Source organism: Shewanella sp. cp20, from assembly GCF_000832025.1.
GTDB lineage: Bacteria > Pseudomonadota > Gammaproteobacteria > Enterobacterales > Shewanellaceae > Shewanella.
The window spans coordinates 63,581-88,711 of record NZ_JPII01000007.1 but is presented as its reverse complement, the minus strand read 5'-3'; the positions used below and the strand labels follow the sequence as shown (position 1 = coordinate 88,711).

Annotated in this window: 17 protein-coding genes and 1 pseudogene; 13 read left to right on the top strand and 5 right to left on the bottom strand. The window is 56.1% G+C overall.

Features of this window, described 5'->3' with window-relative positions; translation table 11 throughout:
- From DB48_RS00715 to DB48_RS00685, 7 genes are all read left to right on the top strand, one after another.
- Positions 1 to 900 (top strand): DUF350 domain-containing protein, encoded by a 900-nt coding sequence (locus DB48_RS00715; protein ID WP_041508417.1) that lies wholly within the window; start codon positions 1 to 3, stop codon positions 898 to 900.
- Positions 901 to 914: 14 nt separating this feature from the next.
- The gene (locus tag DB48_RS00710; protein ID WP_041508416.1) at positions 915 to 2,642 is read left to right on the top strand and encodes a polyamine aminopropyltransferase; all 1,728 of its coding nucleotides are present in this window, start codon (positions 915 to 917) and stop codon (positions 2,640 to 2,642) included.
- Positions 2,643 to 2,731: 89 nt separating this feature from the next.
- On the top strand, positions 2,732 to 3,145 hold the full coding sequence (locus DB48_RS00705) for a YjfI family protein (RefSeq protein WP_041508415.1): 414 nt from the start codon (positions 2,732 to 2,734) through the stop codon (positions 3,143 to 3,145).
- Between the two features lie 70 nt (positions 3,146 to 3,215).
- On the top strand, positions 3,216 to 3,902 hold the full coding sequence (locus tag DB48_RS00700) for a PspA/IM30 family protein (RefSeq protein WP_041508414.1): 687 nt from the start codon (positions 3,216 to 3,218) through the stop codon (positions 3,900 to 3,902).
- A 199-nt stretch (positions 3,903 to 4,101) separates the two neighbouring features.
- Entirely contained in the window at positions 4,102 to 4,746 is a 645-nt protein-coding gene (locus DB48_RS00695; protein ID WP_041508413.1) for a DUF4178 domain-containing protein, read from the top strand.
- Positions 4,747 to 4,806: 60 nt separating this feature from the next.
- Positions 4,807 to 5,139 (top strand): hypothetical protein, encoded by a 333-nt coding sequence (locus DB48_RS00690; protein WP_041508412.1) that lies wholly within the window; start codon positions 4,807 to 4,809, stop codon positions 5,137 to 5,139.
- A gap of 80 nt (positions 5,140 to 5,219) precedes the next feature.
- Entirely contained in the window at positions 5,220 to 6,014 is a 795-nt protein-coding gene (locus DB48_RS00685; RefSeq protein WP_041508411.1) for a potassium channel family protein, read from the top strand.
- A 75-nt stretch (positions 6,015 to 6,089) separates the two neighbouring features.
- On the opposite strand, the gene DB48_RS00680 is transcribed toward DB48_RS00685, so the two are convergent.
- Positions 6,090 to 7,577, bottom strand: a complete 1,488-nt coding sequence (locus DB48_RS00680) for a CYTH domain-containing protein (RefSeq protein ID WP_041508410.1) — start codon at positions 7,575 to 7,577, stop codon at positions 6,090 to 6,092.
- A 253-nt stretch (positions 7,578 to 7,830) separates the two neighbouring features.
- On the opposite strand from DB48_RS00680, the gene DB48_RS00675 reads away from it, so the two are divergent.
- The 4 genes from DB48_RS00675 (at position 7,831) to putA (ending at position 14,120) form a co-directional block, all read left to right on the top strand.
- The gene (locus DB48_RS00675) at positions 7,831 to 8,511 is read left to right on the top strand and encodes a TIGR00153 family protein (protein ID WP_041508409.1); all 681 of its coding nucleotides are present in this window, start codon (positions 7,831 to 7,833) and stop codon (positions 8,509 to 8,511) included.
- A gap of 24 nt (positions 8,512 to 8,535) precedes the next feature.
- Positions 8,536 to 9,804, top strand: coding sequence for an inorganic phosphate transporter (locus tag DB48_RS00670; RefSeq protein WP_041508408.1), 1,269 nt, complete (start codon positions 8,536 to 8,538; stop codon positions 9,802 to 9,804).
- A gap of 256 nt (positions 9,805 to 10,060) precedes the next feature.
- Complete coding sequence (locus DB48_RS00665) at positions 10,061 to 10,609, top strand: TIGR04211 family SH3 domain-containing protein (protein ID WP_041508407.1); 549 nt, start codon at positions 10,061 to 10,063, stop codon at positions 10,607 to 10,609.
- A 331-nt stretch (positions 10,610 to 10,940) separates the two neighbouring features.
- Complete coding sequence (gene putA / locus DB48_RS00660; RefSeq protein ID WP_041508406.1) at positions 10,941 to 14,120, top strand: bifunctional proline dehydrogenase/L-glutamate gamma-semialdehyde dehydrogenase PutA; 3,180 nt, start codon at positions 10,941 to 10,943, stop codon at positions 14,118 to 14,120.
- Positions 14,121 to 14,227: 107 nt separating this feature from the next.
- Here putA and cydC read toward each other — a convergent pair whose 3' ends face one another.
- From cydC to DB48_RS00635, 4 genes are all read right to left on the bottom strand, one after another.
- Positions 14,228 to 16,006, bottom strand: coding sequence for a heme ABC transporter ATP-binding protein/permease CydC (gene cydC, locus DB48_RS00655; protein ID WP_041508405.1), 1,779 nt, complete (start codon positions 16,004 to 16,006; stop codon positions 14,228 to 14,230).
- Entirely contained in the window at positions 16,006 to 17,769 is a 1,764-nt protein-coding gene (cydD, locus tag DB48_RS00650; RefSeq protein ID WP_041508404.1) for a heme ABC transporter permease/ATP-binding protein CydD, read from the bottom strand. Before cydD ends, cydC begins: the two co-directional genes overlap by 1 nt.
- A 570-nt stretch (positions 17,770 to 18,339) precedes the next feature.
- Entirely contained in the window at positions 18,340 to 18,879 is a 540-nt protein-coding gene (locus DB48_RS00645; protein ID WP_041508403.1) for a hypothetical protein, read from the bottom strand.
- Positions 18,880 to 19,875: 996 nt separating this feature from the next.
- The gene (locus tag DB48_RS00635) at positions 19,876 to 21,738 is read right to left on the bottom strand and encodes a sensor histidine kinase (RefSeq protein WP_082035556.1); all 1,863 of its coding nucleotides are present in this window, start codon (positions 21,736 to 21,738) and stop codon (positions 19,876 to 19,878) included.
- A gap of 193 nt (positions 21,739 to 21,931) precedes the next feature.
- On the opposite strand from DB48_RS00635, the gene DB48_RS00630 reads away from it, so the two are divergent.
- Positions 21,932 to 22,519, top strand: a complete 588-nt coding sequence (locus DB48_RS00630; protein WP_041508401.1) for a response regulator transcription factor — start codon at positions 21,932 to 21,934, stop codon at positions 22,517 to 22,519.
- 320 nt (positions 22,520 to 22,839) lie between these two features.
- Positions 22,840 to 25,121, top strand: a pseudogene (gene phsA / locus DB48_RS00625) (thiosulfate reductase PhsA).
- Positions 25,122 to 25,131 lie beyond the last annotated feature (10 nt).

Below are 25,131 nucleotides of genomic sequence, written 5' to 3'. Positions count from 1 at the left end.
ATGACATTTTTTCAACACTACGGTCTGACCCAGGAACTGGCAATCATCTTGGCCATAGATCTGACTATCGCCATCATCTTGCTCACGGCCATGCGTTACCTGCAGGGCTGGACCGTCAAGGTCAACAGCACCCAGGAACTCTCAGAGCGGGATAACTTCGCCTTCGGCATCAGCACCGCCGGTGCCGTGGCAGGCCTGGGCATAGTGCTCACCGGCGCCATCACGGGCGAGGCGGCAGAGTCTTACCTGGTTGAGGCCATCGGCATGAGCGCCTACGGCATCTTCGGCCTTATTCTGATCAAACTCGGCCGCTTCCTGCACGACAAGGTGGCGCTGAACGAGATAGACAAGAACGCCATGATCTTAAAGGGCAACATCTCTGTGGCCATAGTGGATGCCACCGCCGCCATCGCGACCGCCATCATCATACGCTCTGTGCTGCTGTGGGCCGAAGATCTGACCCTGGACACCTTTATCGCCATCTTCAGCGCATTTGCCATCTCACAGCTGATGCTAGTGCTGCTGACCCGTCTGCGCGAGCGCAGCTATGCCAAGCGCCACGACGACAGCTCGATGCAGGATGCCTTAGCCAAGGGCCATATCGCCGTGGCGATTCGTCACAGTGGCTATATGCTGGCCATGGCGCTGAGCTTTAACGCCGCCAGCCACTTCATCGTCTTCATGCCGACCGCCTATGTGACTAACATTTTCGGCTGGCTGATCTTCTCGGTGATCATGCTGATCGCCCTCTCCCTGCTATTGGCGCTGGTGAAGAAGCTGGTGCTGGCCAAGATCAACCTGAAGGAAGAGGTCGAGCAGCAACACAACATAGGCATAGCCACAGTCGAGCTGGCCATCAGCGTGGCCATCGCCCTGATCCTCACTAGCCTGATGGCCTAAGACGCTCACCCTAAATGCAATCGACACACACCACAACGCCTGCCCCCGCGGGCGTTAAATCCTTAAGCTGGCTCGACGATCTCCTGCTACTGGGGATCATGGCGGTACTGGCCGCCTGCGGCCTCATCTACGAATACCTGCTGTCCCATTATGCCGGGCGTATCCTGGGGGCTCTGGAAGCCGCCATCTACACAATGATCGGCCTGATGATCGTCTCCATGGGCATAGGCGCCTTCGCGGCGCGCAAGATCCGCTGCGCCTTTACCGGCTTTGCCATGCTGGAACTCTGCGTCGCCCTGTGCGGTGCCCTGGCGATTCTGATCACCGCCGCCGTCATCGGCTTCGGCCAGCAGCTGCCCCTCATCATCGCCAGCACCATAGGGCTGCCGCCGGATCAGCTCCCCCAGGGCGGCTTTATCGGCACCTTGCAGAAGCTGAGCGAATACCTGCCCTACGCCTGGGGCGTGTTACTCGGCCTGATGATCGGCATGGAGATCCCCCTGATTGCCAGGGTGCGTCAGTCTCTGTGCGATGAGCACCTGATGCATAACGCCGGCACCATCTATGGCGCCGACTACATAGGTGCCGGTGTGGGCGCCGCCATCTGGGTGATATTTATGTTGGCCCTGGATATCCAGCTGGCCGCGGCGCTGACCGCCAGCTTCAACCTGCTGGCAGGCTTCCTGTTTATCTGGCGTTTCTGGTCGAAGATCCGTTTCAACCGCCTGCTGTTGCTTGGTCACCTCATCGCCACGGGTGTACTGCTGGTGCTGGCCATTCATGGCCCCAAATGGGATCAGGCCTTCAATAATTTGCTCTACAAGGACAAGGTGGTCTACGCCAAGGCGACCCGTTTTCAGCAGCTCACCTTCACCGAGCGGCTACGGGGAAATCACCTGGCGCCCGTGTACTCTCTGTATATCAACGGCCGATTACAGTTCTCCAGCCAGGATGAGCATATCTACCACGCCTTTCTGGTACACCCAACCCTGGCCGCCAGTGCCCGCCACGACAAGGTGTTAATCATAGGCGGTGGCGACGGGCTGGGCTTAAGACAGGTGCTCAAGTGGCAACCCAAGCAGGTGACCCTGATGGATCTCGATGCGGATCTGGTGAGGCTCTTCAAGGAGGGCTACCCAGAGATGCCCGAGCGTCTGGCGCGCGCCTTACTCAAGCTCAATGGTGATGCCTTTAACGACGAGCGGGTCGAGCTCTTGATAGACGATGCCTTCAACGGCGCCGACAGGCTGATAAGACGGGGCGAGCGGTATGATGCCATCATAGTGGATCTACCCGACCCCAGTCATCCGGATCTCAACAAGCTCTATTCGGATCTCTTCTATCGCAAGCTCAAGGAGCTACTGAGCAGCGACGGGGCGATCTCTGTGCAGTCGACCTCCCCCTACCACGCCGCCAAGGCCTTCATCTCGGTCGGCAAGACGCTGCAGGCTGCGGGCTTTCAGGTTGAGCAGTATCACCATAACGTGCCCAGTTTCGGCGAATGGGGCTGGAGCATAGGCACCCTTAGGGGGCAAGATGCCAGGCAGCGACTGTCGAACCTGGATCAACTGCCGGTCGACGACCCCTGGCTCACGCCTGGGCTTATCAGGGCGGCATTTGAATTTCCTAAAAATTATTATGAACATGCAGACCAGGTGAAGGTCAACGATATAGGCTCAATGCATCTGTATCACTACCATCAACGCGCCTGGTCAGAGGATGAAAACCTGACGCTCGACTGAAGGTAAAATGGAACACAAAAATAGCGCTTGACATATTATGTCGCAGTGCTATCTTTAATCGCAGACATAATATGTCAAAGAGGATAAATATGAACATTCACAACATTGCCAACCACCTCAATGCACTTGGCGACAACAGCCACACCGGCTTTCAGTTCGACTGCTATCCCATAGATGGCGACGTCGAAGTACTACAAGTCAACGTTGTGGGGCGCGAAGAGATCCCTGTGTTTGTATCGGTAACGGACAACCAAATCCTGTGCATCAGCTACCTGTGGGGCGAAGACGAAGTTAAGCAAGAACGTCGCAGCGAGATGTTTGAAACCATGCTCGAACTCAACATCCCTATGCCACTGTCCTCCTTTGCTAAGGTCGACGACAAGTATGTGGTCTATGGTGCCCTGTCTGTGCAATCGAGCATGTTAGAGATAGAGCAAGAGCTGTCAGTACTGTCAGACAACTGTCTGGAAGTGATCGACGAGCTGGCCGATTTCTTAAAGTAACCGCTAACCAATTTAGTCATGTAATGGTCCACGCAGAAGGCGGCGCCATTACCCCAAGAGGAGTCATATTATGGGCATACTGAACAAGATCCTCACCGCCTTTCGCGGTGGTGCCACCGAAGTTGGCCAGAGCATAGTCGACGCCAACTCGACACGCATCTTCGAACAAGAGATCCGTGACGCAGAGAAACACCTGACCAAGGCCAAGCGCGAGCTGACCGACGTCATGGCCAAAGAGATGCAAGCCAGCCGCGAGGTGGATCGCCTCAAGCGCGCCATCGCCGAGCACGAAGGCTATGCGACCCAGGCGCTGGAGAAGGAAAACGAAGCCCTGGCCCTGGAAGTGGCCGAGAAGATCGCCCAGCTTGAGCAGGAGCTTGCCGAGCACCAGAGCGCCAACGACAACTTTAGCGCCCACGCCGCCCGTCTGAAAGACCTGGTACGCAAGACAGAGCGTCAGCTAGCCGACTATCAGCGTCAGCTCAGCATGGTCAAGACCACGGAAAGCGTGCAGAAGGCCACGGCGACCATTACCGATTCCTTCGCCAGCAGCAACTCTAAACTGCTGAACGCCAAGGACTCTTTGGAACGCATCAAGGCGCGTCAGCAGCAGTTCGACGACCGCCTCAAGGCCGCCGAAACTCTGGCCGACGAGAACAGCGACAAGTCGCTACAGGCCAAACTGGCCGAGGCCGGTATCGGCGAGCAGAAGTCCAATGCCAACGCGGTACTGGATCGCCTCAAGGCACGTAAGTAAGTCATAGGCGACTAGCGAAATCAAAGCACCTTGCGGCCCAGCCCAAGGTGCTTTTATGCCAATCACGGTAAGCGTTCTTCAATGGCGCAGGAAAACGCTTGCTAACAAGGCAGGGTTTTTCGATAAGCGGTTATCGAAGGTTTTAACAAGCCAGCATGAGCAGTGATTTACTAGCCATTATTCTTCTCGAGGGTAGTTCATGGGATTCTTAAAAGGATTGTTTGGTAAGAAAGAGGCGCCCAAGCGCCAACTCAACCATCCTAATCATCTACAAAAAGGCGACATCATCAGCCTGGATGACAGCTTCGCCCTGCCCGAGCAACTGCGCGGTCAGCAGCTGAGAGTCGAGGGGATCAACACCTACGAATATCAACGCAAACAGCAGTGTGAGTGGGTACTCAAGGGCCACGGCAACGACAGCCTCTGCCTGTCTCTGGATGAAGACGACGAAACCTATCTGGCCTTCTCCATCAAGATCCCCCGCAGTCAGGTGGAGCAGCTGTTCGATCTGGACGCCTTTAGCGAGATCTTCGAAGAGGATAGCCACGCCGAACTCGAGGTTAAAGAGACCCCTGCCGCCCTCATGGGATGGCTGGGTGAGCGCTATCATCAGGTCAATTTCGCCCAGTTTGGCTATTTCCACCGCGCCGATTATCGCGGCATGCGTCCGCCCCAAGACGAAGGGATGACCTCGGGCGAGCCGTTCGAGAGCTATCTGCTAGTGGATGAAGAGGAAAACCGCGCCGTCGAGGTCGAGGTGTATGAAGGAGGCGACACTGATGTCAGCCTCACCCTCTACCGTCCCCTGAGCGATATTCGCCAATATTGGCCGGGACAGCTATAAACAACACAGGGCGGTGTTGCCGCCCACTTTGTGAGATCCACAGCACCTTAAGGCAAGCTAATGAGCAAGAATAAGAAGCTGCTTCCCGAACAGTGGCAGCAGAATCAGAAAGCCGCCAAGGCCACCCAGGTCGCCTTCGACCTGGACGAGAAGTTTCAATACTCCATCCGCAAGGCGGCGTTAGATGCCGGGGTGAGCCCCTCGGATCAGATCCGCAGCATACTTGGGCTGGCCACCACCAAGCGTCCTAAGCGCCCGCGCCTCACCGTCTCCCTCAGCCCGGAAGATTATCAGCAACTGGCCGAAAAATATGGCCTGTCCGCCGATGAGCAGCTGGAAATAAAACGCCGCGTGTTGGATGACCTGGTTCATTTTGTCGACGAAAACGAATAAGATCATGGGCTGTATACTATTTTAGGGCGACTCACAGGGAAATTCGGCTTGAGCGCCGCAGCCAAAAAGGAATCGATATCATGATCGATAGAAAGCGCTGGCTTCTGCCCATCAACCAAAACCCCACTCCCTTCGAGCTGGCAATGATGCTGCTCTCCCTGCTGTCGGTCATCGTGGTACTCATGTTGACCTTCGCCAAGCTGGATGACGAGACCCGCCGGCTGCTCTTCTTCGTCGACACCAGCATCTGCATCATCTTCATCAGCTACTTCTTTGTTAACCTATTTCGCGCCGAAGACAAGCGCGACTACTTCAGGCATCACTGGATCGATCTGGTGGCCAGCATCCCCGCCATCGAGGCATTGAGGCTAGCCCGTTTCTTCCAGATCCTGCGGGTGATCCGCCTGATCCGCATGACACGTTCTATCCTGATCCCCCTGATGCGCCAGCGTCAGGAGACCACGCTGGCCAGCCTGTTAGTGGCCATGGTGACCATACTCACCCTGGCCTCAGTAATGATCCTCCTGGTAGAGAGCGGCGAACCCAACGCCAATATCAACACAGCCGAAAACGCTATCTGGTGGGCGCTGGTGACTATCTCCACCGTGGGCTATGGCGACTATTATCCTGTCACCACAGTGGGGCACTTCATCGGCGGCCTGGTGATCATCTGTGGCGTAAGCTTCTTCGGGGTGATCTCGGGTTACATGGCGTCCATCTTCATCGCCCCCGACAGCAAGCAGCGACAGGAGGCCCAGAGCCAACAGATGCGTGATGAGTTAGAGATGGTACTGCAGCGAATGGAGAAGAATCAGGAGACACTGCTGTCAGAAATTGCGACGCTAAAGCAGCAGTTAAATGAGAAAAATAAGTAACGTATGACTCAGGGCTATTGCGCCGAGTCATACGTTGAGTGATGTCCCTGTTGGAGTAATGTCCCTGCTGGACAGTTATCGCCAGTAGGGCTGTACCTTAAGCGCCGAGCGGCGCGAATGCTCCATGGCAAACAGCAGGCTCTGCTCCTTGCTATCCAGCCAGTCGGCTATCTCCAGCCCCTGGGTAGTCGCGGTTTCCCTCAGGCAACGATAGGCCCCCAGGGTACGTATGCCTAACACAAGATCTTGCCAGGGCGCGCGAAACTGATCCCGCGACTTGTGCTTGTACAGCTCCCCATAGGCCACCCCGACCAGTATGCTCTCATCCAGTGCCTTGGCAAAAGACTGATAATCTTCGCTGCTCAGCTCGGCATTGGAAGGCATGAGATCGACGATTCGCTGCCAGGAGGCTTCCTGTAATTGATCCGCGAAGGCCTGCAGACTCTGCTGCTCACCGATATACACCTGTCCGGCATTGACCGCCATCAGCAGACTCACCAGACGCACCTGCAACTGACCATAGGTCACATCCGCCAGCATGGCATCTATCTGCCGCGCCATATCGAGCCCTGCCAGCTGCTGGCGCACCGCCGCCAGCAGAGGCTCTGACTCACTCAGATTACCCAACAGGGCGCCATCGCCATCCAGTAGCTCACACAGGCTCAGCCCCTTGTCGACGAAGCTTAGCTGAGACTCTATGACAGCGAAGGCCTCGAGCAGGGGCTCATCCAACAGGGCAAACTGCGCCAGCGTGCAGCGCAGCAGGCGAATACAGGCGCGCAGACGGTAGCCCAGTAGGGGAAGCTGGCGCGCCGCCTGACGGGATTCCAGTAACATCTCCTCCAGCAGCTGCCAGCGATCTAGGCCGGTTTCCAGCAGGGTCACCAGGGCCTGTTTCGGAGTGCCCTTCTGTGGCAAGGCGATAAAGGCCAGGGTATCTAGCTGCAGGGGGCTGGCCATAGCCGCCAGACGATAGCCCCGCTGCGCCTTGCTGGCTCGCCCGAGCCGCGCCGGGATCTGCTCTGTCACCCGCTCGGCCAATGCCAACAGAGCCTGGGCATCGCCCGCCAGCAACTCAAACTCCAGCTCGCAGATGGGCTCGCACTGGCCGTTGGCGCTTATGCTGCCGATATCCAGCGCCACCTCGACCAGGCTCTCGTCGAGATAGATATGCCAGCTCATGCGGGTAAAGTCGGTATCGAACAGCGACACCAACTCGGCCTGCACCGCGCCGATATCGGCGCCTGCTGGCCAGATATCACTCGGGAAAAGCGACAAATTAACCTTTGCTTGATCGATATCAATATTGTACTCGGGACGGGAGTGCACCCCGCCCACCACGGTGCCAGCCGTCTTGATGGTCTGCTCAAATTGACCGTCGCGGCCACGAATACGCAGCCCCATGTCCCAGCGTCTGAGCTGCAGATCTTGAGTATCGTAGTAACTGTTGCTTAGATGAACCGCGCCTTTTGCATCGCTATGGGGTAGACTGTTAAGCAGTGATACCAAGGCTTCGCGTTTGTTTTCGGGGAAAAATAGTTTTAGCTCTATCTCGGCTTCCATTCGCCAGCTGCTCACTTTTTTAATCTAGAATTCGGAACTGTAATGAAGGTGTCATTATACTTTAATGAAAATTTCACAATGTCATATTAATGTCATAATCGGCCATTAGTATCTCGCATTGCAGTTTATATATAACTCGTTAGAATAAAAACTGTCAGTTTTTATATAAAAACGCAGTTTCAATACGTGGACGCTTGGGTTAACATGCGCCCGCATTTTCCAACAGTGGAATAACCTAAATAGGTACACGGCAATGCCAGTAAACTCTATTTTGGGCGTGTTTGCAAAATCGCCAATTAAACCATTACAAGATCATATCGATAAGGTGCACGATTGTGCCTCGATTCTTGTACCATTTTTTGACGCTACTGTCGCAGGTGACTGGGACAAAGCGGTTCAACTCCGTAAGCAAATCAGCCAAGCAGAACGTGAAGCAGACGAACTCAAGCGTGAAATCCGCTTAACGCTTCCCGGCGGCCTGTTTATGCCAGTTGAAAGAACTGACTTACTGGAGCTACTTACCCAGCAAGATAAGATCGCCAACAAGGCGAAAGACATTTCGGGTCGTATCATCGGCCGTCAACTACTTGTCCCAGAAGCAATTCAAGATACCTTCAGTGCCTACCTGACCCGCTGCCTAGATGCAGTAGCACAGGCTAAGCAAGCCATCAACGAACTCGATGACCTGCTCGAAACAGGTTTCAGAGGCCGTGAAGTCGATCTTGTCGCTAAAATGATCGTTGAACTCGACAAAATTGAAGAGGACACAGACGATCTTCAAATCAAAATCCGTCGTCAGCTGTTTAGCATCGAAAATGATCTAAACCCTGTGGATGTGATGTTCCTCTATAAGATAATTGAGTGGGTTGGAGACTTGGCAGATCTTGCCGAGCGTGTCGGTTCCCGCCTAGAGCTAATGTTAGCTCGCGTCTAAAAACAAAGTTATCAAGGTATCAACATGGTTGATGTATTAATCACCAATGGCCCGTGGCTGATCGCCATTGCGGCTGCATTTGGATTTTTAATGGCGTGGGGTATTGGCGCAAACGATGTCGCTAATGCTATGGGAACCTCAGTAGGTTCAAACGCGATCACCATTAAACAAGCGATCATCATCGCGATGATCTTCGAATTTGCCGGCGCGTACCTCGCAGGCGGGGAAGTGACCAGCACGATCCGTAAGGGGATCATAGATTCGGCCTATTTCGTCGACTCACCTGAGCTGCTGGTATACGGCATGATCTCGGCACTACTGGCTGCCGGTATCTGGCTGGTTGTGGCGTCAGCACTGGGCTGGCCGGTATCGACCACTCACTCTATCGTTGGCGCCATCGTAGGTTTCGCTGCCGTAGGTGTGAGCGCCGATTCTGTCGCCTGGAGCAAGGTATTGGGTATCGTGGGCTCATGGGTCATCACCCCGGCGATCTCAGGCTTTATCGCCTTTACCATCTTCCAAAGCGTGCAGAAGTTGATCTTCAACACTGACAACCCGCTGGAAAACGCCAAGCGTTATGTGCCTTTCTACATGGCACTGGCAGGTTTCGTCATGTCGCTGGTGACCATCAAGAAGGGTCTGAAGCACGTGGGTCTGCACTTTAGCAACGTCGAAGCCTACTCACTGGCTATCTTCATCGCTATCCTGGTTGGCATAGGCGGCATGATTGCCATCAAACGTCTAAAGATGAGCCAGAGCGCCGATCGTCAAACGCAGTTTGGCAACGTGGAAAAGGTATTCGCTATTCTGATGGTTGTGACCGCTTGTTGTATGGCGTTCGCCCACGGTTCTAACGATGTCGCTAACGCTATTGGCCCGCTAGCCGCCGTGGTCTCTGTGGTAAATAGCGGTGGCGAGATCGCCAGCAAGGCTGAACTGGTTTGGTGGATCCTACCTCTGGGTGCCTTCGGTATCGTCATGGGTCTGGCTATCTTCGGTAAGCGCGTAATGCAGACTATCGGTAAGAACATCACTCACCTGACACCGAGCCGTGGTTTTGCCGCCGAGCTGGCTGCCGCCTCTACCGTGGTTATCGCCTCGGGTACTGGCCTGCCAATCTCGACCACGCAGACACTGGTCGGTGCCGTGCTAGGTGTGGGTATGGCCCGTGGTATCGCCGCCATCAACATCGGCGTGGTCCGCAACATCGTGGTCTCTTGGGTCGTAACCCTGCCTGCGGGCGCGGGTCTGTCGATCATCTTCTTCTTCATGATCAAGGGTATCTTTAGCTAAGCTAAGCCCTATGGATGAGAAAAGTAAAAGGAAGCCTCAGGGCTTCCTTTTTTGTTTCCATTTACGCTGACTTTTAACCGCTCCATTTTGGCTTATCTTTTCTGTGCAACTTGTCTGCCACACTTACCCACTACAAAGATTAATTCCTGGTAACACTTCCCATGTTGCACTTGCAAATAGGTGGCTAAATCCCTAGCATGTGCCAATATTTCGCTGAAGAGAACTCAAAGTGTTAAGACTCCTATCTATTCTCGCCATGATGCTAGTGTCATCGACCCTGATGGCGGCAGAGCAGACACGTTATATCTCAGATAACGTCTACACCTTCATTCACGGGGGCCCGGGCACCCAATACCGTATTCTGGGCAGCGTCGAAGCCGGTCAGCCGGTGACCTACCTGGGTGAGATGCAAAACGACTACGCCAAGGTAGTCGACCACAAGGGCCGCGAAGGCTGGGTCGACAGCAAGATGCTGGACTCAGGCAAGAGCTTCCGCGTACAGCTACCCGAAGTGCAGGCCGAACTCGCCAAGGTAAAGGCCGATCTTGAGAGCATCACCAACGAGAGCGACAGCAGCGCTCAGTTGATCCGTCAGCTACGCTCACAGCTGGCCAACGCCGAAGAGTCCCTGGCCAAGGCCTCGAGCGAGCGCGACAGTGCCACCCGCGAACTGACTCGTCTGAAAAATGATGAGCGCTTCGAGCTGATGAAACAGGGCGGCATGATCGCCGGTATCGGTGTGCTGATCGGGGTTATCCTGGTCTATCTGCCGCGTCCACGTCGTCGCCAGAAGAACCGCTGGTAATTCCCGCGACACAAGCGCGAGCGAATAGCATGAGCCAGGGCCGAGTCCCTGGCTTTTTTATGCCTGAAACGCCGATAAAGTCCCCATTATATTGACCAAGGTCTCAGGCCCGCAGGCCCGATAAACAGTGGCGTTGCGCGCCTTCTGGCCGGACGAGATCAAACAAAGGTCACATTCACCCACACAAGAGTGTCCCTCATCACATTTTGGATGTATAATCGGCGCGCGAAAGGCGCCAGATTGTATACAAAAATAATACTAAACGCCTGAAAACTTACCTTTTGTTCAAGCCAAAACTGTCCCTATTTAGGTCCAGGTGGAAGTGATTACTATGTTCAAAGCAAGTGAAGTTCTGACTGGTCGTTACGACTCAGCTACCCTAGATGAGCTATTTACAGCGATCACCAACAACTATATTGTCGACGAAGAGCAATACCTCTCTGAACTGATTAAGCTTGTTCCCTCGAGCGACGAAGAGATTCAACGTATTACCAAGCGTGCCCATGACCTGGTACACAAGGTGCGTCAATACGACAAGAAGGGACTCATGGTCGGTATCGACGCCTTCCTGCAACAGTACAGCCTGGAGACCCAAGAGGGGATCATCCTCATGTGTCTGGCCGAAGCCCTGCTGCGTATCCCTGACGCCGCCACCGCCGATGCACTGATCGACGATAAGCTCTCCGGCGCCAAGTGGGACGAGCACCTGAGCAAGAGTGACTCGACCCTGGTCAATGCCTCTACCTGGGGCCTGATGCTTACGGGTAAGATCATCTCCCTGGACAAGAACATAGATGGCAAGCCAAGCAGCCTGCTGAACCGTCTGGTCAACCGCCTGGGTGAGCCAGTGATCCGTCAGGCCATGCTCGCCGCGATGAAGATCATGGGTAAGCAGTTCGTCCTTGGCCGCACTGTGCAAGAGGCGCTGAAGAACAGTACCGACAAGCGCAAGCTGGGCTACACCCACAGCTACGACATGCTGGGCGAAGCGGCCCTGACCATGAAAGACGCGCAGAAATACTACCAGGATTACTCCAATGCCATCGCGGCACTGGGCGCTCAGCAGTACGATGAGAGCGAGGCGCCACGCCCAACCATCTCTATCAAGCTGTCTGCGCTACACCCTCGCTATGAGGTGGCCAACGAAGACAGAACCATGACCGAGCTGTATGACACCCTGGTCAAGCTGGTCTCTCAAGCCCGCAGCCTCAACGTGGGCGTCTCTATCGATGCCGAAGAGGTTGACCGTCTCGAGCTGTCACTCAAGCTGTTCCAGAAGTTGTATAACTCTGACGCCGCCAAGGGCTGGGGCCTGCTAGGCATAGTGGTTCAGGCCTACTCTAAGCGTGCCCTGCCTGTGCTGTGCTGGATCACCCGCCTGGCCAAAGATCAGGGCGATGAGATCCCTGTGCGTCTGGTAAAGGGGGCCTACTGGGACAGCGAGCTCAAATGGGCTCAGGTCGCCGGCGAAGGCGGCTACCCGCTATTTACCCGCAAGGCGGGCACAGACGTGTCTTACCTGGCCTGTGCACGCTACCTGCTGTCTGATGCCACCCGCGGCGCCATCTACCCGCAGTTTGCCAGCCACAACGCCCAGACCGTTGCCGCCATCACCGACATGGCAGGCGACCGCCTGTATGAGTTCCAGCGCCTGCACGGCATGGGCGAAGAGCTGTACGACACCCTGCTGGCCGAGAGCGGCGTCAGCACGGTTCGTATCTACGCCCCTGTGGGTGCCCATAAAGATCTGCTACCTTACCTGGTGCGTCGCCTGCTGGAAAACGGCGCCAACACCTCGTTCGTGCACAAGCTGGTCGACCCTAAGACACCGATCGAATCTTTGGTTGTCCACCCATTGACGACCCTACAAAGCTATAAAACCCTAGCCAACAATAAAATCGTTCAGCCGATCGACATCTTCGGCGCCGAGCGTAAAAACTCCAAGGGAATCAACATGAACATCATCTCAGAATCTGAGCCTTTCTTCGCCGCGCTGGACAAGTTTAAAGACCAGCAGTGGTCTGCCGGCCCTATCGTCGATGGCGAAACCCTCAGCGGTGACACCATTGAGGTCAAGAGCCCATACGACACCACACAGATTGTCGGCAAGGTTGCCTTCGCCAACAACCAGGCGATCGAACAGGCCCTGGCCAGTGCCCACAACGCCTTCGGCAGCTGGTGCTCGACTCCGGTAGAAGTGCGTGCCAACGCGCTGCAGAAGCTGGCGGATCTGCTGGAAGAGAACCGCGAAGAGCTGATCGCTCTGTGTACCCGAGAAGCGGGCAAGAGCATTCAAGACGGCATCGACGAGGTGCGCGAGGCGGTCGACTTCTGTCGTTACTACGCGGTGCAAGCCAAGAAGATGATGGGCAAGCCAGAGCTACTGCCTGGCCCAACGGGTGAGCTGAACGAGCTGTTCCTGCAGGGACGTGGCGTATTCGTCTGTATCAGCCCATGGAACTTCCCGCTGGCAATCTTCCTCGGTCAGGTCACTGCGGCGCTGGCGGCGGGTAACACTGTCGTTGCCAAGCCTGCCGAGCAGACCTCTATCGTGGGTTACCGCGCGGTGCAGCTGGCCCATGAAGCCGGTATTCCTAAGGAAGCCCTGCAGTTCCTGCCTGGCACGGGTGCGACTGTTGGCGCGACCATCACGGCCGATGAGCGTATCGGCGGCGTCTGCTTTACCGGCTCTACCGTGACCGCTAAGCGCATCAACCTGACCCTGGCCCAGCGCGACGGCGCCATCATCCCGCTGATCGCCGAGACGGGTGGTCAGAACGCCATGGTGGTGGACTCAACCTCACAGCCTGAGCAGGTGGTTAACGACGTAGTGTCTTCTTCGTTCACCAGTGCAGGTCAACGCTGTTCGGCGCTGCGCGTGCTCTACCTACAGGAAGATATCGCCGATCGCGTGATCGACGTGATGAAGGGCGCCATGGACGAGCTGACCATAGGCAACCCAGGTTCGGTGAAGACGGATGTCGGCCCGGTTATCGACGCCACCGCCAAGGCGAACCTGAACGCCCACATCGACCATATCAAGCAGGTGGGTCGTCTGATCAACCAGCTAGAGTTGCCGGCAGGCACCGAAAATGGTCACTTCGTGGCACCGACCGCGGTAGAGATAGACTCTATCAAGGTACTGGAGAAGGAACACTTCGGTCCTATCCTGCACGTTATCCGCTACAAGGCGGCCGATCTGCCTAAGGTGATCGACGACATCAACTCTACCGGTTTCGGTCTGACCCTGGGGATCCACAGCCGTAACGAAGGTCACGCGCTAGAAGTGGCCGACAAGGTGAACGTAGGTAACGTCTACATCAACCGTAACCAGATCGGCGCCGTGGTTGGCGTGCAGCCGTTCGGCGGCCAGGGCCTGTCGGGCACGGGTCCTAAGGCCGGTGGTCCACACTACCTGACCCGTTTCGTGACCGAGAAGACACGTACCAACAACATCACCGCCATCGGCGGTAACGCTACCCTACTCTCTCTGGGAGACAGCGACGAATAATCTCGTCAGTCTGAGCGTTCGACAAAAAAAGCCAGTGGATCTCCACTGGCTTTTTTATTATCCGTCACAAGGGCTAAAAGAACTAAGGACTAAGAATTAAGAGACAACTAGCTCAATACCCGGTTCAGGCTGGCATAGTGAGCATCCTGGGCCAGCAGATTTTGGTGTGTACCACTGGTGCGGATCTTACCCGCCTCCATCAGGTGGATGCTGTCCATCTTATCCATGGCCGTCAGACGGTGGCTGATCATCACCATGGTCTTATCCCTGGCAAAGTCCAGCAGCAGCGCCATGATCTCCCGCTCGGTGCGTTGATCCAGCCCCTCGGTAGGCTCGTCGAGCAGCAGTAGGGGCGCATCGCGCAGCAACGCCCTGGCCACGCCGATACGGCGGCGCTCACCGCCGGAGAGCTGCCTGCCCCCCTCGCCTATCCAGTTATCCAGCGGCTTGTCGCCCTGAGTTAAAGCCCCCAGCCCGACGCGCTCCAGCACGGCGATAAGCTTGGCATCATTAGCCTCACGCCATGCCTTGCGTTCGCTGCGGCTCCCCTGTGACGGCGCCTGCTCAAATTGCGCCAGGGTCAGGTTGTCGCGCAATGTGCCGGCAAACAGATAGATGCGCTGGCTCACGACCGTCATGGCCTGGCGCAGCGCCTGTTCGCTGTAATCTTCGATTGGGCGGCCATCGAGCAAGAGAGCCCCCGCATCGGGCGTCCACTCCCGGGTAATGAGCGACAGCAGGCTCGACTTGCCGCAGCCCGTCTGCCCCAGCAGCGCCAGCTTCTCGCCCGGCTTCAGCGTCAGGCTCAGGCCATCGAGCACCTTCTGACCTGGCTGATAACCAAAGCTCACATCCGTGATGACCAGCTCGCCGCGACTCACCGCCAGCTGACTATCGTCACCAAAGGTGATGCTCGGGCGACGCTCGGTAATATCGCTCACCCGCTCGGCCGCCTGCACGCAGGCCGACAGGTGCTGAAAGGCGCCTGCCAGCGGCATCAGCATCTCAATACAGGCCAGCGTCATAAACACCACCAGCGCCAGCAGCGGCCCGGGCGGCACGCTATCGCCCACTCCATCGGCGGCGAGGTAACAGAGCAGTACCAAGGCCAGGCCATGGCTCAGAATCAATAGCGCCTGGCTCAGGGCCGTCACCGCCGTCATGGTGGCCTGACTGGCAAACAGCCGTGCCTGGGCATTGTCTAGCTCGGCCCTAAAGGCCTTCTCGGCGCTAAACAGGGTCAGCTCCGCCTGCCCCTGCAGATATTCCAGCAGCAGCACCCGATACTGACGTCGGCTCTCCAGCTGGGCGATGCCCGGTCTGTGTCCCAGGCGATAAAACACCAGGGGCAGCACAAACCAGAGGCTCAAGAGCACGCCGCACAGGGTCAGCGCCAGCTCGCTATCGAACCAGGCGAGGAAGCCATACAGGGCGGCAATCATCAACAGCGAGGCGAGCAGCGGCGTTATCAGCCTCAGATAGAGATGGTCCAGAGTGTCTATGTCGCTCACCAGACGATTGAGCAGATCGCCACCGCGCAGATGGCTCAGATCCTTGGCGCTCAATGGCATCAGCTTGCCCCAGGCCCAGGTGCGCAGCTGCGTCAGCAGGCGGAAGGTGGCCTCGTGGGTGGCCAAACGCTCGCCATAACGGCTGGCGGTGCGGGCGATAGAGAGGAAACGCACCCCACCGGCCGGGGTAAAATAGTTAAAGGCCTGGGCGGTCACCACGCTCAGGCCGGCGACCGCTGTGGCAGACAGGAACCAGCCCGACAGCGACAGCAGGCCTATTCCCGCCGCCAGGGTGGTCAGGCTCAGCACCAGCCCCACCAGCATCATCAGCCACTGGCGTCTAAACAGCTTGATAAAGGGCAGCAGATGTTTCATTACGCCTCCTCCCGCCGATGACACAGGTCGCGAAACAGTCCGGGCTGGTCCATCAGGGTGCGATAATCCCCCTGCTGCACCAGCCTGCCGCCGTCCAGCACCCAGATCTTATCCACGTCCTCGAGGGCATCCAGACGATGGGTCACCAGCACACTGGTGGCCCCCTGACGCGCATCCTTCAGCGCCTGCATCACGGCTGCCTCGCTGTGGCTGTCCAGGCTGGCGGTCGGCTCGTCGAGCACGAACAATTTAGCCGATTGCCCCAAGGCCCTCGCCAGGCAGAGACGCTGGGCCTGACCCACGGAGACACCGCTGCTCTGCTCGCCGATGGGATGCGCCAGCCCTAGAGGCTGTGTCCTGACAAACTCGCCTATGTGCGCCCTGTCCAGCAGGCTAAAGATATGCTCATCGCTCAATGGCTTACCCATGGCGACGTTGTCGCGTATGCTGCCGTGAAACAGCTGTGGCTCCTGCCCAAGCCAGGCCAGATGAGTACGATAGCTGCCCCGCTCCAGGCTGCTTAACTCCTGGCCATTGACCAGCACGCTGCCGCGATAATCAAGGAAGCCCAGTAACATGTTGAGCAGGCTGGTCTTGCCCGCACCGCTCGGCCCGACGATGGCGAGCTGCTCGCCACTGGTCAGCTCGGCCGTTAACGGCCCCAGTAGCACCTGACCGTCCGGGCTTAATACCTCCACCTCTTGTAACTTGATGCTAAGTGGCGCCTCGCTGCTAAAGGGCACGCGACTCGCCTCAACGGGCTTATCCTCTTGATGGTTCAATAGCGCCATCAAGGCCTCGGCAGCGCCTATGGCCTGCGCCTTGGCATGATAGTGAGTGCCCATGTCCCGCAGGGGCTGATAGAACTCGGGCGCCAGGATCAGCACAAACAGACCGATAAATAACGTCATGCCGGCGCCGTAGTGACCGAAGTCGAGGTGATCGAGAAAGCTGAATCCGAAATAGACCGCCAGCACGGCGATAGACACGGCGGCGAAGAACTCAAGCACCGCCGAGCTTAAAAACGCCATGCGCAGCACCGCCATGGTGCGGCTGCGAAACTCCTCCGAGGCGGTCTCGATCGCGCTTTGTTCCCGCTCACCCACGTTAAACAGCCGCAGGGTGCTCATGCCCCTCAGCCTGTCCATGAAGTGACCGCTCAGGCGCGACAGGGCGCCGAAGTTCTTACGGTTGGCATCGGCGGCGCCCATGCCCACCAGGATCATAAACAGGGGGATCAGCGGCGCGGTGCCCAGCAAGATGATGCCCGCCGCCCAGTTTATGGGAAACACCACGGCCAATATCGTCAGGGGAATAAAGCCCGCCAGCATCATCTGCGGCAGGTATTTAGCATAGAAATCGTGAAGGTCTTCCACCTGTTCTAGCACTATGCTGGCCCAGCTCCCCGCCGGACGCCCCTTGATAAAGACAGGTCCCAGCTCCACCAGCTTGTCGAGCACACTCTGGCGAATATGGCTGCGCAGCAACATCCCCGCCCTGAAGCTGATCCGCTCGCGGCCATAGGCCAACAGTGCGCGCAGCACGATCACCGCCACCAAGGCGATAAACTCATTTGTAAACGCCGCTCGCGGCAGATTTTCGATGATCAGACCATGGAGCATGCTCGCCAGCAGATAGGCCTGAGCCACCAGGGCGAAGCCGGTCAGCACACCAAATAACACGGTCAGGTTCAGGTAGACGCCACAGGCCGATTTCTGGCTCTTGAGCCAGCGTCCCAGGGCTTTTTCGAGAGTCTTGTCCATTGAGCTCCGCACAATTTAAGGCAAGGGATACGAGTCGATGGCCTGAGTATCGCAGGCTCTCCCCCAGGAATAAACCAATGGGTGGGGATTTGTTAGTAGGCTCACAAAAATTGAGCTAGATCAAAAAAACCGGGAACTCAGTTTTTATCGAGTTTTGATTTTGGGGTGGGATTCATGGAGATGTTGCCTTTTCTAGGCGAGGATTATCGACCCATTTCAAGTAACCCAATAATATGTGTAAATTTAACAGCAAAGAACTTTGGTACTTGTAGACCTCTTTGAAGGTCGCACCTTCATGGCAACCTATCACCTGCGGTGGGCTCATGTGCAAACATGTTTTTGGCACGCCGCAAGCACGTCCCTGTGGGCTCTACGAAATCATCCCTGATTTCGAAGGCCAAAAACGTGTTTACACCAGTATCTATCGTCTCTTCGATTTAGCGTTACTGGACAGCCTAGCTCTAAAACATTTTTGGACAGAAACGCGTTAGAGTATTTAATCAGTAACGCCTTTGTAACCGGCTAATAATAGTTGGCTAAAATTTTGTGAGGTACGAACAAAGCCAACTGTTATTTGTCCGCGTTTACAACCTTGTTAGCTTTCGAGTAGTACTCACTAAAAACTCTTTTGCCATTTTTACTTTTAAAAAAATAGTAAGATGAGAACGGTATCAATAGAAAATGAAACAAGGCCGACCACCACACTAAATCACTATTATCTGGAATGAGAAAGATCCTAATCAGTATGGATGCCAAGAATAAACTCGATATCGTGATTAGACTAGTTCTAGCCCAATCATCATTCCAGATATGAGTAATTAACTTAATGTTTTTATAACTAAAAGCTGCCGTTATCCCCAAAAGAAGAAGTAAGGTTTCATACCTTCCATTTACAGCATGGATAGCGGCAAAAAAAGGGATAAAAAAGTAAATAAACAATGAATTCGAGTATTGCTCTTTTGCTTTCCTTTTCTTAAAGCCCTCAGGACTCGTGTGTTTTTCAATGTCTTCACTCCCTGCATTCGCAGGACAGCCGCAAAATTCACACTTATCCAAATTTGGCTCATTGCCTGCCTCACAGGCCTGACATGTCCATCTGTATCCTACCATCGTTCTCCATACTCGAAAGAAAGCTAACGCCTATCAGCGATAATGTACCTATATGATTCACCACCGAATATACATTGCGTCATTTTTTGTAACCAGCTGAAACTTATAGCAATGACAAACTTGCATTACAAGGAGAAAGTGAGCCGTTCCAAAGCGAGAAAGCTTGTTCTTAGAACCTTAAAAATACCGTTAAATCGAAGAGACGTTAGATACCCAGTGTAGATACGACTGTGACCTTCGGTTTCAGGGATGAAACCGTAGAGCGGCCAGGGACGGCGCACAGCGTGTCACAGGCGTATCTGCACATCCCCCGCCGGGCAGGCGTTAGGTAGCGATGAAGGTACGACCTTCAACTCACTTAATAATTGAGCATGTCGCCAGATGCCAACCAAGCAAACTATAGAAATGCCAAACCTTCATTCTAAGGGCAGCACACTTTAGAGCAAAGATAACCCGGCCTTTAGATTCGCTGCTCGCACCAAATGCAGCCAAATCGAAGAGACCTTGGATACGAGTGTAAGCACGCTTTTGGCTCTCGGCGGCATGGCCAAAAATGTTCCCTACATTTTTTGGCATTCCTTACATCCATGTAGGTCAGTACCGCCGTGAAGCCCACATGGAAGTGCTCAAACAACATCCCTGTTTAACAGCCAGTTCGGCATCCATGCCTCTCCTTCGTGAGCTAGAAGCTGCGCTTCACTCACCGTGCCAAAAGAGTGCTTGCACATCCCCCGCCGGGCAGGCGTTAGTAGCCATGAAGGGTCGACCTTCAAACTCACTCAACAGGTAAACATGCCACCAAACGCTACTCGTGCCAAATAGAAGAGATGAAATAACCGGGTGCAGATGTATCTGCACGAAAGCCCACGGCAGGTGATAAATAACAATAGTGGCTAACGCTACGACAAAGTAGCTAAATCCCGATGCAGCCAGCAACAAGGTTAATTTGCCGATGCTGCCAGCAACAAGGCTAATTTGCCGATTAGCCCCAACCCGCTAACTTCCCCTCTCACAACCCCCAACCACTTTGGGTAAAGTGATCCTCACCACGCATCCTTCCTGCCAGGGCATATCGGCACTGTCACAGCAGTTGCCTATGCTAAACTCCCCCTTGTGCTGGCGCATCACGTCGCAGCAGATGGCGAGCCCGAGTCCCAGGCCGTCGTCCTTGGTGGAGTAGAAAGAGGCCATCAGATCCTGGGCCTTGCCCTTGAGACCGGGGCCATTATCCACCAGGCTGATACTCGCCTGGCGCTCACCATATTCTAGGGTGAGCAGCAGACGCTTGTCCCGCTCGGGCGGCATCTCGCTCATGGCATCCAGGCTGTTCTTGATAAGATTAACCAGCACCTGACTCAGCCCGACCTCGTCCCCAAGCAGCGAATAGGGTTCGCCCCGCACCTCCCGGGTGAGCACTATGCCCTGCTGCTGAAACTCGCGGCGAAACAGCGCGAGGGTGTTGGCGACTACCTCGTCGAGCGCCAGCTCCTCATATTGGGATTTGCGCCGCTTGAGCAGGCCGCGGATACGATGCACCACGGCGCCGGCCCGAGCCGACTGGGCGTTGATCTTGGCCAGCAGCTCATACAGATCTGAGTCGGCATCGCCGTGGCGGTTGAGCTGCATCATGCCACCCTCGCTGTACTGGGTGATGGCGGCGATGGGCTGGTTTAGCTCATGGGCCAGCCCCGAGCCTATCTCGCCGAGGATCGCCGCACTCTTCATCCGCTCCACCTGCAGCGCCTTGTCTTTGAGCTGCCGCTCGGTATCTATTAGAAAGTCGCTCTTCTGCCTGAACTTATACTCCAGCCAGAGATGATAGACGGTGGACACCAGAAACAGCATTAGCAGCGTCAGGCCCCACTCCTTATTCTTCTCCATCCATTTCAGCACCGTATAGTGCAGCGGCGGCGCCGGCGCCTTGAGTTGCAGCTCCTTAAACAGCTTGATCACCTTGAGCTGGCTGATGGGCGCGGTCCAGCCGAGGGTCTTGGCCTGAATGGCGGCGGGATGATCCGGCTCCAGGGCATAGAGCGCCTGGGTGATCTTCTGGGTAATAGTGGGCGGCACTATGTCGGCGGCGGCAAAGGACCAGTTGGGATAGAGCTGAGTGCTCACCAGGCAGTCGTATCCGGGTGGCAAGGTGGGATGGATCACCCTGAAATCTTCCTTCTTCACCAGGCCGTCCTGCACCATCTCCTCCAGGGTGCAGAAGGGGGTGATGGCCGCATCGACCGTGCCGTCACGCACCTGATAGACGATGGGCTCCAGCGGAAAGCCCAGGAACCGCAGCGAGCCAAAGTAGTTTTCCGGGTTATAGCCCATCTTATGCAGCAGGCCGATAGCAGCCTGATAGCCCCCCAAGGCCTGGGGATCGCTGGCGACTAAGTGTTTACCCTCGAGATCTTTGAGGGTATAGATCTCACTGTCGGCGCGCACAATAATGGTGGAGCCGATGGCGAAGGTCGCCCCGCCATGCATATGGCTCTTCATGGTCGCCAACCAGGAAAGCGGAAAGTTGCTGCTGAGGTTAAGGTATTGTCCTGGGTTGGTGACGATAAACTGGATCTCATGGGCCAGCAGCTGACGGCTCATCTCGTCGAAATCTACCGGCACCACCTCGAAGTGGGTGCCGGGCACCTGCTCCGACAGATAATCCATCATGGGTTGCCAGCGCTCTATTCCCTTCTGTACCCCGTGGTTGGCCAGCACCCCGACCCTGAGATAGATAAGATCCGTGCGATCTTGCTTAACCTCTTCGGCGCTGGCACTCAGGCTAAGTAACAGCCAGGGCACAAACAGGCTCAGCCATGCTGTGCGCAGACAAGATAGTAACCATTTACCTAAGTGCCTTTTCATCGATCGCCCAATCACCAAATCCAAGCCCTACTCTAGGCAAGAAGGGGGCGATTTGATGTGAGGCGGTGCAAACTCCCCGTCTGCCCTCCATCAGATAATTATCATTTAGTGATCTGCCTCAAAGGCCCGGGCGCCTGCTTTGCCTGCCCAGGTTGCAAGGGGTAGGCTAACCATAATTGACTCCGGAGGCTCCATGTCGCAAAACTTGCCCCTCTATCTGGTGGACGATGACGAAGCCGTCCTCGACTCCCTCAGCTTTATGCTGCAACAGTTTGGCTACCGGCTCACCACCTTCGTCTCGGGCATGCGCTTCTTAGCTGAGGTGGATCTGAGCCAGCCGGGCTGCGTCATCCTCGACAGCCGTATGCCGGCCATCAGCGGCCAGGCGCTGCAACAGGAGTTATTGGCCCAGCAGAGCCCACTGGGGATCATCTTTCTCACCGGCCACGGCGACCTGCCCATGGCGGTCAACGCCTTTCGTCTGGGCGCCTGCGACTTCTTTCAAAAGCCGGTATCGGGCCAGGCGCTGGCGACGGCCATCGACAAGAGCATGGCTCACAGCCAGAAAGCCTTCGAGGCGTTGCAGCTCAGCCAGAATCTGGCGACCCTGAGCGAGCGCGAGCATCAGGTGCTGGAGCTGCTTATCCAGGGCAAGACCAATAAACAGCTCTCCGAGGCGCTGTTTCTGTCGCTGCGTACCATAGAGGTGCACAGATCCAACGTGATGAAGAAGCTCAAGGTGCATAACCTGGCCGAGCTGGCCAAATACAGCCAGATTTAACAACAAACCTGCAATAAAAACAGATAACTAGAGCGAATTAAGACCTGCCTTTGTTGCGGGGCCACCCCGTCCCACCAGGCCTAAACCTAGAGCCTTAGCCCCTAAAATCCTTCACGATCCCCTGTGAATCGAGGTCACATTTTTTTCACATCTTAGACCAAAAAAACTGCGCCAGATCACGCCTGCCCCGCCTATGTGGTTTACCACAATACCCCTGATTTCTATGGGGGTTAACAATGGACTCAGACCTCCTGCGGGAGGGAACAAAAACCAATAACAGTGTGTGATTTCATCTGCCGATGCAGATGAAGGAGGAAACCATGATAGAGCTTGATAGACGAACGTTTATTAAGGGAGCCGGTGCAGGGGGAGCAAGCTGTGCACTGGCAACATTATTGCCCGGCTCGCTGGCAGCGCTGGAGCAGAAGCCCCTGCAGGGAGTGGGCAAGGAAGTCGCCAGCATATGTGAGATGTGCTCGACACGTTGCCCCATCTCGGCGCGAGTGGTCGATGGCAAGAATGTGTTTATCCAAGGCAACAGCGCCGCCAAGTCCTTCGGCGGCAAGGTCTGCGCCCGCGGCGGCGCCGGCCACAGCCTGCTGTACGATCCCCAGCGTATCGTGAAACCGCTACGCCGGGTGGGCGAGCGCGGCGAAGGCAAGTGGGAAGAGATCGCTGGCAAGAGGCCTACAAGACCATCGCCAACAAGCTCAACACCATCAAGCAACAACATGGCCCCGAGGCCGTGGCCTTCTCCTCCAAGTCCGGCTCATTGTCGGGACACCTGTTCCATCTGGGTAAGGCCTTTGGCTCACCCAACACCTTCACCCACGCCTCCACCTGCCCCGGCGGCTATGTGATCGCCGCCAAGGCGATGTTTGGCACTAAGGTGAAGCGCGACTTAGGCAACTCCAAGTACATCATCAACTTCGGTCACAATCTCTATGAAGGGATCAACATGTCCGAGACCCGTGGCCTGATGAAGGCGCAGATGAGCAAGGGCGCCAAGTTGGTGGTGTTCGAGCCGCGCTTCTCAGTAGTCGCCGACAAGGCCGACGAGTGGTTTGCCATACGTCCGGGCACGGATGTCACCGTCGCCCTGGCCCTGTGTCACGTACTGATCTACGACAACCTCTACGATCAGGCCTTCATCGAGCGTCACGTAGAGGGCTTCGAAGCCTTCGCCAAGGAAGTCAAAGCCTATACCCCAGAATGGGCCGAGGGGATCAGCGACGTACCCGCCAAGGACATCCGCCGCATCGCCCATGAGTTCGCCGCCAAGGCGCCCCATGCCGTAGTGGATTTTGGTCACCGCGCCACCTTCACCCCGGAAGAGTTCGAGATGCGCCGCGCCCTGTTTGCCGCCAACGTGTTGATCGGCAACATAGAGCGCAAGGGCGGCCTCTACCTGGGTAAGAAGGCCAAGACCTACAACAAGTTTGCCGGTGACAAGGTCGCCCCAGGCCTGGGCAAGCCAGGCGTCGAAGGCATGCCTAAGCCCCAGGCCAAACGTATCGACCAGGTGGATGAGCAGTACGCCATGATGTGGTCATCCGGCGGTATCTATCAAACCATTCTCGATGCCACCCTAGACGCCAAGCCTTACCAGCTGCACGCCTGGGTGATGAGCCGCACCAACCCGATGCAGACCATGACCGACAGGGCCAAGGTCGTCGAGACCCTGAAGAAACTGGACTTTGTGGTCAGCTGCGACGTCTACATCAGCGAAACCGCCGCCTATGCCGACATCATACTGCCCGAGTCCACCTATCTGGAGCGGGATGAAGAGATCGCCGACAAGTCGGGTAAGAGCCCGGCCTACTATGTGCGCCAACGTGTGGTGGAGACCATAGGCGACACCAAGCCAAGCTGGCAGATCTTCAAGGAGCTGGGCCACGAGATGGGGCTGGAGCAATACTTCCCATGGGAAAACATGGAGAGCCTGCAACTACTACAGCTGGATCGCGACATGGCGCGCTATGACGAGATCAAGCAGAAGGGCTATGTCAGCTACGGCAAGCCACTGATGCTGCGCGAACCGGCCATGGTGGCGGCATTCGTCAAACAATACCCTAACGCCAAGCCCACCGACGAAGATGGCACCTACGCCAGCGCCATGAGCTTCAAGACTCCGAGCGGCAAGATAGAACTCAGCTCTGACAAGGTCGAGAAGATGGCCGCCGGTCGCGGGGTGATCAAGTACCGCGAGGTCAAGCTCAAGCAAGATAACGAGCTCTACTTTATCCAGGGCAAGGTCGCGGTGCACACCAATGGTGCCACCCACAACGTGCCTATGCTGGCCAACCTGATGTCTGACAACGGCGTATGGATCCACCCAGTTACCGCAGGACGCCTCGGCATCAATAGCGGCGATAAGATCCGCCTCACCAGCAGCGTAGGTAGCGAAGAGGGTACCGCACTGGTCACCCCGGGGATTCGCCAGGATACAGTGTTCGCCTACATGGGCTTTGGCTCGAAAAACAAAGAGCTCGCCAGAGCGACCGGCAAGGGCGTTCACTGCGGCAACCTGCTGCCCAACGCGACCGCACCCGTCTGCGGCATGAATATCCACACTACTGGCATCACGCTAGCGAAGATCTAATAGGAGTCCA